This is a genomic window from Nocardioides sp. P5_C9_2 (genome assembly GCF_054049555.1).
Window position 1 is genome coordinate 1 of the sequence record NZ_JBFUMD010000155.1, and the last position, 7519, is coordinate 7519.

Below are 7519 nucleotides of genomic sequence, written 5' to 3' on the forward strand. Positions count from 1 at the left end.
CCATCGAGGACGTCATGCAGACCGAGGGCGCCAACGACCGCGCCCAGCTCGCCGACCTCGGCCGGGAGCTCAACCGGCGCATCGTCACGCAGTGGATGCGCGACGGCGTGACGGTCATGGACCCCGCGACGACCTGGATCGACGCCGACGTACGGCTCTCCCAGGACGTCACGATCCTGCCCGGCACCCAGCTCCTCGGCGCCACGATCGTCGCCGAGGACGCCGTCGTCGGCCCGGACACGACGCTCAAGGACTGCGAGATCGGCGCCGGCGCCCGCGTCGTTCGCACGCACGCCGAGCTCGCCGTCGTCGGCGACCGAGCGACCGTCGGCCCGTTCGCCTACCTCCGCCCCGGCACCCAGCTCGGCGTCGCGGGCAAGATCGGCACCTTCGTCGAGACCAAGAACAGCCAGATCCGCGACGGCGCCAAGGTCCCGCACCTCTCCTACGTCGGCGACGCCGAGATCGGGGAGGGCACCAACATCGGGGCCGGCACGATCTTCGCCAACTACGACGGCGTCGCCAAGCACCGCACCGTCATCGGGCGGCACGCCAAGACGGGCTCCAACAACACCTTCGTCGCACCCGTGGTCATCGGCGACGGGGCGGGCACCGCAGGGGGCACCGTCGTACGCCGCGACGTCCCGCCCGGTGCCCTCGCGGTCAGCAGCGGCCCGCAGCGCAACCTCGAGGGGTGGGCGCAGTCCCGGCGCCCCGGCACCGCCCAGGCGGAGGCGGCCGCGCAGGCGAACGAGGGATCCGTCACAGGTGAACGGCAGGTGGACCCCGGGGTTGGGCCAGACGGCGTCGGTGGGTCACAATCCTGAGGTCGACGCCCCACCCCCGATCGAGGAGTCGCAGCCGGTGACCGGACTGAAGAAGACGACCGAGAAGAACCTGATGGTCTTCAGCGGTCGGGCCCACCCGACGCTGGCGGCCGAGGTGGCCGACACGCTCGACACGGCCCTGGTGCCGCAGTCGGCGTACGAGTTCGCCAACGGCGAGATCTATGTCCGCTACGAGGAGTCGGTGCGCGGGTGCGACGCGTTCGTCATCCAGAGCCACACCTCGCCGATCAACGAGTGGATCATGGAGCACCTGCTCATGGTCGACGCGCTGAAGCGGGCCTCCGCGAAGCGGATCACCGTGGTCATGCCGTTCTACGGCTACGGCCGCCAGGACAAGAAGCACCGCGGTCGCGAGCCGATCTCGGCGCGGCTGATCGCCGACCTCTTCAAGACCGCCGGCGCCGACCGGCTCATCACCGTCGACCTGCACGCCGACCAGATCCAGGGCTTCTTCGACGGCCCCGTCGACCACCTGATGGCGCTGCCGATCCTCGCCGACCACGTGCGTGACAAGTACGGCGACCAGCCGCTCGCCGTGGTCTCGCCCGACGCCGGCCGGATCAAGGTCGCCGAGCGCTGGTCGGCCCGCCTCGGCGGCGCCCCGCTGGCCTTCATCCACAAGACGCGTCGTACCGACCGCCCCAACGAGACCGTGGCCAACCGGGTCGTGGGTGAGGTCAAGGGCCGCATCTGCGTCCTGACCGACGACATGATCGACACCGGCGGCACCATCGTGAAGGCCGCCGAGGCGTGCATCGAGGAGGGCGCCGCGGGCGTCATCATCGCCGCCACCCACGCGATCCTCTCCGACCCCGCCGTCGACCGCCTCAAGAACTGCTCGGCCACCGAGATCGTGGTCACCAACACGCTCCCGGTCGCCGCGGACAAGCAGTTCGACAAGCTGACCACCCTGTCGATCGCGCCGCTGATCTCGCGGGCGATCAAGGAGGTCTTCGAGGACGGCTCCGTCACCTCCATGTTCGACGGCCACGCGTAGCACCCGTTGACCGGCCCGCCCGTCTAGGGTCGGGCGGGTGACTCTCGCCGTCGAGGCGCGCGACCTGCGCCGCACGTTCAAGACCAAGCAGGGCGTCCTGCGTCCGACCCGTACGACGGTCGAGGCGGTCAAGGGGGTCAGCTTCGAGATCGCGCCCGGCGAGCTGTTCGGCCTGCTCGGCCCCAACGGGGCGGGCAAGACGACCACCATCAAGATGCTCATCACCCTGCTGATCCCCACCTCGGGCAGCGCGTCGGTGCTGGGCCGCGACGTGGTGTCCGACGTGCGTGAGGTGCGCAGTCGCATCGGCTACGTCTTCGGCGGCGACCGTGGCCTCTACGAGCGCCTCACCGGCCTCGACAACCTGCGCTACTTCTCCGAGCTGTACGGCGTCCCGCCGCGCGAGCAGCGGGCGCGCATCGGGTCCCTCCTCGAGCTGGTGGGCCTGACCGGTCGCGAGGGGGAGAAGGTCGAGGGCTACTCGCGTGGCATGCGCCAGCGGCTGCACATCGCCCGGGGGCTGCTGCACGACCCGGACGTCTTCTTCCTCGACGAGCCGTCCATCGGCATCGACCCGGTCGGCGCCCGGGAGCTGCGCGCGACCATCGCCGGGCTGCGCGAGCAGGGCAAGACCGTGCTGCTCACCACCCACTACATGTTCGAGGCCGACGAGCTGTGCGACCGGATCGCGGTGATCCGCTCCGGAGAGATCGTGGCCGAGGGGACCCCCGACGAGMTGAAGCGGCTGGTGAGCTCGGGTCGGGTGCTTGAGGTGGAGACGTACGGCGTCCGCGACGAGGTCCTCGACCGCCTGCGGACCGTGCCGGGCGTGCGTTCCGTCGCGGTCGAGGACCGGGGCCAGCTCCGGGTCGTCGTGGTGGCGTGCGAGCCGGGTGCCGAGGTGACCCACCCCGTCCTGGCCGGTCTCGACGACACCCGCGTCGGGCGGGTCAGTCACCGCGACCCCACGCTCGAGGACGCCTACGTCGAGCTCGTCACCCGGGCCGGGGTGTGATCCGCCTCCGGCAGCTGGCCGTCTGCTACTGGCTCCAGCTCAAGATCCTGCTCTTCTCACCGTTCGAGGGGTTCCTCGCGGTGGTCTTCCCGTTGATGTTCGCCACCGCGGCGCTGCTCGTCTACCAGGTGCAGGGGGATCCGGAGGCGATGCTCTACGCCGGGATCGGGGCCGCGGCGATGGGCATCTGGACCTCCCAGACCGTCAGTGCCAGCACCCTGGTCCAACGTGAGCGGTGGGCCGGCACCCTCGAGCTCGTGGTGGCGGCGCCGACCCGGTTCTCCCTGGTGCTGCTGCCGATCACCTTCGCGATGGCCACGATCGGCCTCTACAGCGTGGTCGCCACCGTGCTGTGGAACTGGTGGCTCTTCGACGTGCGCCTCCACGTCGCCGACTGGCCGCTGTTCATCCTGAGCATCCTGATGGCCACCATCACCATCGCGCTGTTCGGCTTCCTGCTGTCGGTGACCGCGGTCCGCTACCGCACGTCGTGGGCACTGGGCGCCGCCCTGGAGTACCCCGGCTGGCTGCTGTGCGGCTTCGTCATCCCCCTCGACATGCTCCCCGACGCCCTGCGGCCGCTGTCGTGGATCCTCGCCCCGACCTGGGCCGTGCAGGGGATGCGCGCCGCCGCGGCAGGAGAGAGCCCGTGGCTCGACCTCGCCGTCTGCGGTCTCGTCGGTCTCGGGTACGCCGCGCTGGCCGCCTGGCTCGGCGTACGCCTGATCGACTCCGCCCGCCGCGACGCGACGCTGGCACTGACGTGAGGGGGCACGCATGGTGAGCCTGCGCATCTTCTTCATCGGCGGCCTGATGAGCTACCGGGCGATGTTCGGCTGGATGAACCCGTGGATCTTCATCCCCGCCCTTCTGGTCTCGCCGATCTGCCAGATCCTGCTCTTCGCCTTCATCGGGCGCAGTGCCGGCGTGGCCGACGACGAGTTCTACGTGATCGGCAACGCCCTCAACTACGCCGCCATCCCGTGCCTGTTCGCGATGAGCTCGACGATCGCCGGGGAGCGGTACTCCCAGACGCTGGGGCTGGTGCTGGCGACGCCGGCGCGACGAGTGCCGCTGTTCCTCGGCCGGGCCATGCCGGTGATCGCGAACGGCTGGGGAGTCGCCATGTTCGGTGTCGTCGTGGGCTCCCTGCTCCTCGACACCGACGTCCCCGGCGGCGCGTGGCCGGCGATCGCGCTCGTGGTCGCCGTCGGGTCGCTGTCCTCGACCGGCCTCGGCCTGGTGATGGGTGCCCTCAACCTCGTCTACCGCGAGGGGGCCACGCTGGGCAACGTGCTCTTCCTGGTGCTGTTGATCTTCACCGGCACCAACGTCGCCCTCGAYGACCTGCCGTCCTGGATGGCGGCCGTCGGACGCTGCCTGCCCCTGACGCACGCGATCGAGGCGACCCGCGCGCTGGCCGACGGAGCGAGCTGGGGTGCCGTGCAGGGACTGGTCGGCACGGAGCTGCTCGTCGGCACGACGTACGTCGTCGTCGGCCTGGCCTCGATCCAGGTGCTCGAGCGGCTGAGCCGGAGCGGTGCCACGCTCGACCGGATCTGAGGCGGCGATTCGACCAGACCCGGCGCCCGGTCGTAGGCTTGGGAAGTTGCCTCGGCGAGGGAGCTCGACTCCGTGATCGACAGGGCAGCGTGGACCTCAACGCCGCGCGCCGACTGTCGGACGCGCGGCGTTCTGCTTTCTCCGGGGTCCCCACATTCCACGTACTGAGGAGAAGAGCATGGCTGCCGAGAAGATCACCGCCGAGACCCGTACCGAGTTCGGCAAGGGTGCCGCCCGTCGCATCCGTCGCGCGGACAAGATCCCCGCCGTCATCTACGGCCACGGCAACGAGCCCGTGCACGTGACCCTGCCGGGCCACCAGACGATGATGGCGCTCAAGCACGGCGGCTCCAACGCGCTGCTGGAGCTCGAGGTCGAGGGCAGCGAGCAGCTCGCCCTGGCCAAGGAGGTCCAGGTCGACCCGATCCGTCGCGTGATCGAGCACATCGACTTCGTGGCCGTCCGCCGCGGTGAGAAGGTCACCGTCGACGTCCCGATCCACGTGGTCGGCGACGCCGCCCCCGACACCCTGGTCGTCACCGAGAACGCCGTCATCTCCGTCGAGGCCGAGGCCACGCACATCCCCGAGTTCTTCGAGGTCTCCGTCGAGGGCGCCCCGGTCGGCACCCAGATCCACGCGAGCGAGATCACCCTCCCGCAGGGCACCACGCTGCTCGCGGACGGGGAGCTCCTCATCGTCAACGTCACCCAGCAGATCTCCGCGGAGGCGCTGGAGGCCGAGCTCGCCGAGGCCGAGGGCGACCTGGGCATCGAGCACGACGTCTCGGACGCCGAGATCGCCGAGGCCCAGACCGAGGCCGCGGCCGAGGACGGCGCCCGCGAGTCCGGCGACGCCCCGGAGGGCAGCTCCGCCGAGTGACCTCGTCGCACCACAGGCTGCGCCGCACCGGGCTTCCCGGTGCGGCGTCCGCCATTTCAGCGTGTTGCAGGGCCTGGTGGTCCGGCGCGCGACGGCCGGAGAGCGGCTGGGAGGATGGGCACATGAGCGACGACGTCTGGCTGGTGGTCGGCCTGGGCAACCCGGGACCGACGTACTCGGGCCACCGCCACAACGTGGGCTACCTCGTCACCGACGAGCTGGCCGACCGGATGGGGTCGCCCTTCCGGTCCCACAAGAGCGGTCGTGCCGACGTGGTCGAGGGCCGCCTGACGCCGCCCGGCATCCCCGGTCCCCGCGTGGTGCTCGCGCGACCGCGCTGCTACATGAACGAGACCGGCGGGCCGGTCAAGGCCCTGGCCACGTTCTACAAGGTGCCGCCCGAGCGGATCGTGGCGATCCACGACGAGCTCGACATCCCCTTCGGGACGCTGCGCACCAAGCTCGGTGGCGGCGACAACGGCCACAACGGTCTGCGCTCGATGCGGTCGAGCCTCGGGACCGGCGACTTCCACCGCGTCCGCTGCGGGATCGGGCGCCCGCCCGGACGGCAGGACGTCGCCGACTTCGTCCTGTCCAACTACTCGGCCGCCGAGCGCAAGGACCTCCCCTTCCAGGTCATGGACGCCGCCGACGCGGTCGAGTCGCTGCTGACCGACGGTCTCGAGAAGACGCAGCAGCGCTTCAACTCCTGACCCGGACCTCCTGRCCCCCCCGGCACGAGGTCAGGCCGGAGGGAGCACCAGCGTCCAGCCGATGGCCTTGCCCGAGACGAGCGACGAGGTCGCGGCGAGCGCCGGAGCCGTCCCGGCGCTCGGCCAGGCCTCGTCGCCCGCGGCCGCCACCAGCAGACCGCCGCCGCTGCCGGTCGTGGTCGCGCGTGCGGTCAGCACGGACGGCAGCGTCCAGGTGTGGACGTCGCTGGCCTTGTCGACGTAGTACCTCACCACCCGGGACGCGTCCGTCACCACCGTCGCTGCGGGTGCCGTGTGGGTGGCCGAGCTCCCGGGCTCGGCCCTGCTGGTCACGGCCGACGGTGCGCCGGCGCCGCTGTAGGCCAGCAGCACGAGGCTCGTCTTCGACAGGGCGTCCAGGGTCAGCTGGAGGTTGGTGCCGGCCAGACCCGGACCGGCAGTCCGGGTCAGCACCCAGGACCGGGCATCGGTGCTGTCCGACACGGTGCCCGCGACGGTCCAGCCCGCGGGCGTCGTGAGGGTCGCGGCCCGATTGGCGGTCACGAACAGCACCAGCCGGTCCGTCGACTGCACGGAACCGGGCACGGTCACGGCCGGTCGTGCCGAGTTGGAGTCCGACGAGCCGGTGGCGCGCCACTGCGGTCCGTCCGTCGGCGGCGGCTGGTCCTGGACGAGGACCTGGCGAGAGACGGACGCGGTGGCCCCCTCGTCGTCGGTGACGGTCAGGGTCACCGTGTAGGTGCCCGACGCGGCGAAGACGTGCGGGGTGGTCGAGCCGGGGCCGGAGGCGGACTCCCCGTCGCCGAACGTCCAGGCGAAGCCGACCAGGGCGCCGCCGTCGGGATCCCGCGAGCCGCCGGCGTCGAAGGTGCAGGACGTGCCGGTGCAGGTGGACGTGAACGCGGCGACGGGATCAGTGGTGGGAGGTGGGGTCGTCGGGGCCACCACGACCACGGCGTACTCCTGACCGCCGCCACCGGCGAGTGCCGCGCCCGACACCCCGGGGACGAGCACCGCGGTGGAGCGGTTGACGGTCGTCCCGTCACCGATCTGGCCGGCGGAGTTGGAGCCCCAGCTCATCAGCCGACCGTCCGCGAGCACGGCCATCCCGGTGTCGCGACCGGAGCCGATCATGGTGACCGAGGAGAGGTTGCGGACGCTCACGGGACGCGTCCGGTTGGTCGTGGTGCCGTCACCGAGGTTGGCGCGGTAGTTGCGACCCCAGGCGGCGACGGTGCCGTCGGTGCGCAGGGCRTAGGAGTGGTGTGCCCCGGCGATCACCTGTCGGGCGCCGCCCGGGAGCTGGACCTGGACGGGCGACGTCCGGTCGGTGAGGGTGCCGTCGCCGATCTGCCCGTAGTCGTTGGAGCCCCATGCCCAGACCGTGCCGTCACCGCGCAGGGCGAGGCCGTGGTCGCGTCCTCCGGCGATGCCGACCACGTCGGTCAGGGAGCCGACGCGGACCGGGGTCGTGCGCCGCGTCGTCGTCCCGTCGCCCAGCTG

Annotated in this window: 7 protein-coding genes and 1 pseudogene; 7 read left to right on the forward strand and 1 reads right to left on the reverse strand. The window is 71.4% G+C overall.

The features are described 5' to 3' along the window. The 7 genes and pseudogenes from glmU to pth all read left to right on the forward strand — a co-directional run. A pseudogene (gene glmU, locus ACXJKL_RS09775) lies at window positions 1-827 on the forward strand (bifunctional UDP-N-acetylglucosamine diphosphorylase/glucosamine-1-phosphate N-acetyltransferase GlmU); the annotation flags it as partial. Between the two features lie 37 nt (window positions 828-864). Beyond that, window positions 865-1845: a ribose-phosphate diphosphokinase gene (locus tag ACXJKL_RS09780; protein WP_457206875.1), complete on the forward strand. Its 981-nt coding sequence runs from the start codon at window positions 865-867 to the stop codon at window positions 1843-1845. 37 nt (window positions 1846-1882) lie between these two features. Beyond that, complete coding sequence (locus ACXJKL_RS09785; RefSeq protein WP_457206869.1) at window positions 1883-2860, forward strand: ABC transporter ATP-binding protein; 978 nt, start codon at window positions 1883-1885, stop codon at window positions 2858-2860. Continuing rightward, window positions 2857-3627, forward strand: a complete 771-nt coding sequence (locus ACXJKL_RS09790; protein WP_457206870.1) for an ABC transporter permease — start codon at window positions 2857-2859, stop codon at window positions 3625-3627. Before ACXJKL_RS09785 ends, ACXJKL_RS09790 begins: the two co-directional genes overlap by 4 nt. Window positions 3628-3637: 10 nt before the next feature. After that, window positions 3638-4423 carry an ABC transporter permease gene (locus tag ACXJKL_RS09795; RefSeq protein ID WP_457206871.1) on the forward strand — a complete coding sequence of 262 codons (786 nt, stop codon included), beginning with the start codon at window positions 3638-3640 and terminating at the stop codon, window positions 4421-4423. A 178-nt stretch (window positions 4424-4601) separates the two neighbouring features. Then, window positions 4602-5303, forward strand: coding sequence for a 50S ribosomal protein L25/general stress protein Ctc (locus tag ACXJKL_RS09800; protein ID WP_457206872.1), 702 nt, complete (start codon window positions 4602-4604; stop codon window positions 5301-5303). A 122-nt stretch (window positions 5304-5425) separates the two neighbouring features. Beyond that, entirely contained in the window at window positions 5426-6016 is a 591-nt protein-coding gene (gene pth / locus ACXJKL_RS09805; RefSeq protein ID WP_457206873.1) for an aminoacyl-tRNA hydrolase, read from the forward strand. Between the two features lie 30 nt (window positions 6017-6046). On the opposite strand, the gene ACXJKL_RS09810 is transcribed toward pth, so the two are convergent. Beyond that, window positions 6047-7519 (reverse strand): PKD domain-containing protein (locus tag ACXJKL_RS09810; protein ID WP_457206874.1); only part of this gene is annotated, 1473 nt, incomplete at its 5' end.

What these genes read in the sequence shown, in the direction of transcription:
- ACXJKL_RS09800 (WP_457206872.1), top strand. Translation starts at nt 4,602, where the DNA reads ATGGCTGCCGAGAAGATCACCGCCGAGACCCGTACCGAGTTCGGCAAG.
- pth (WP_457206873.1), top strand. Translation starts at nt 5,426, where the DNA reads ATGAGCGACGACGTCTGGCTGGTGGTCGGCCTGGGCAACCCGGGACCG.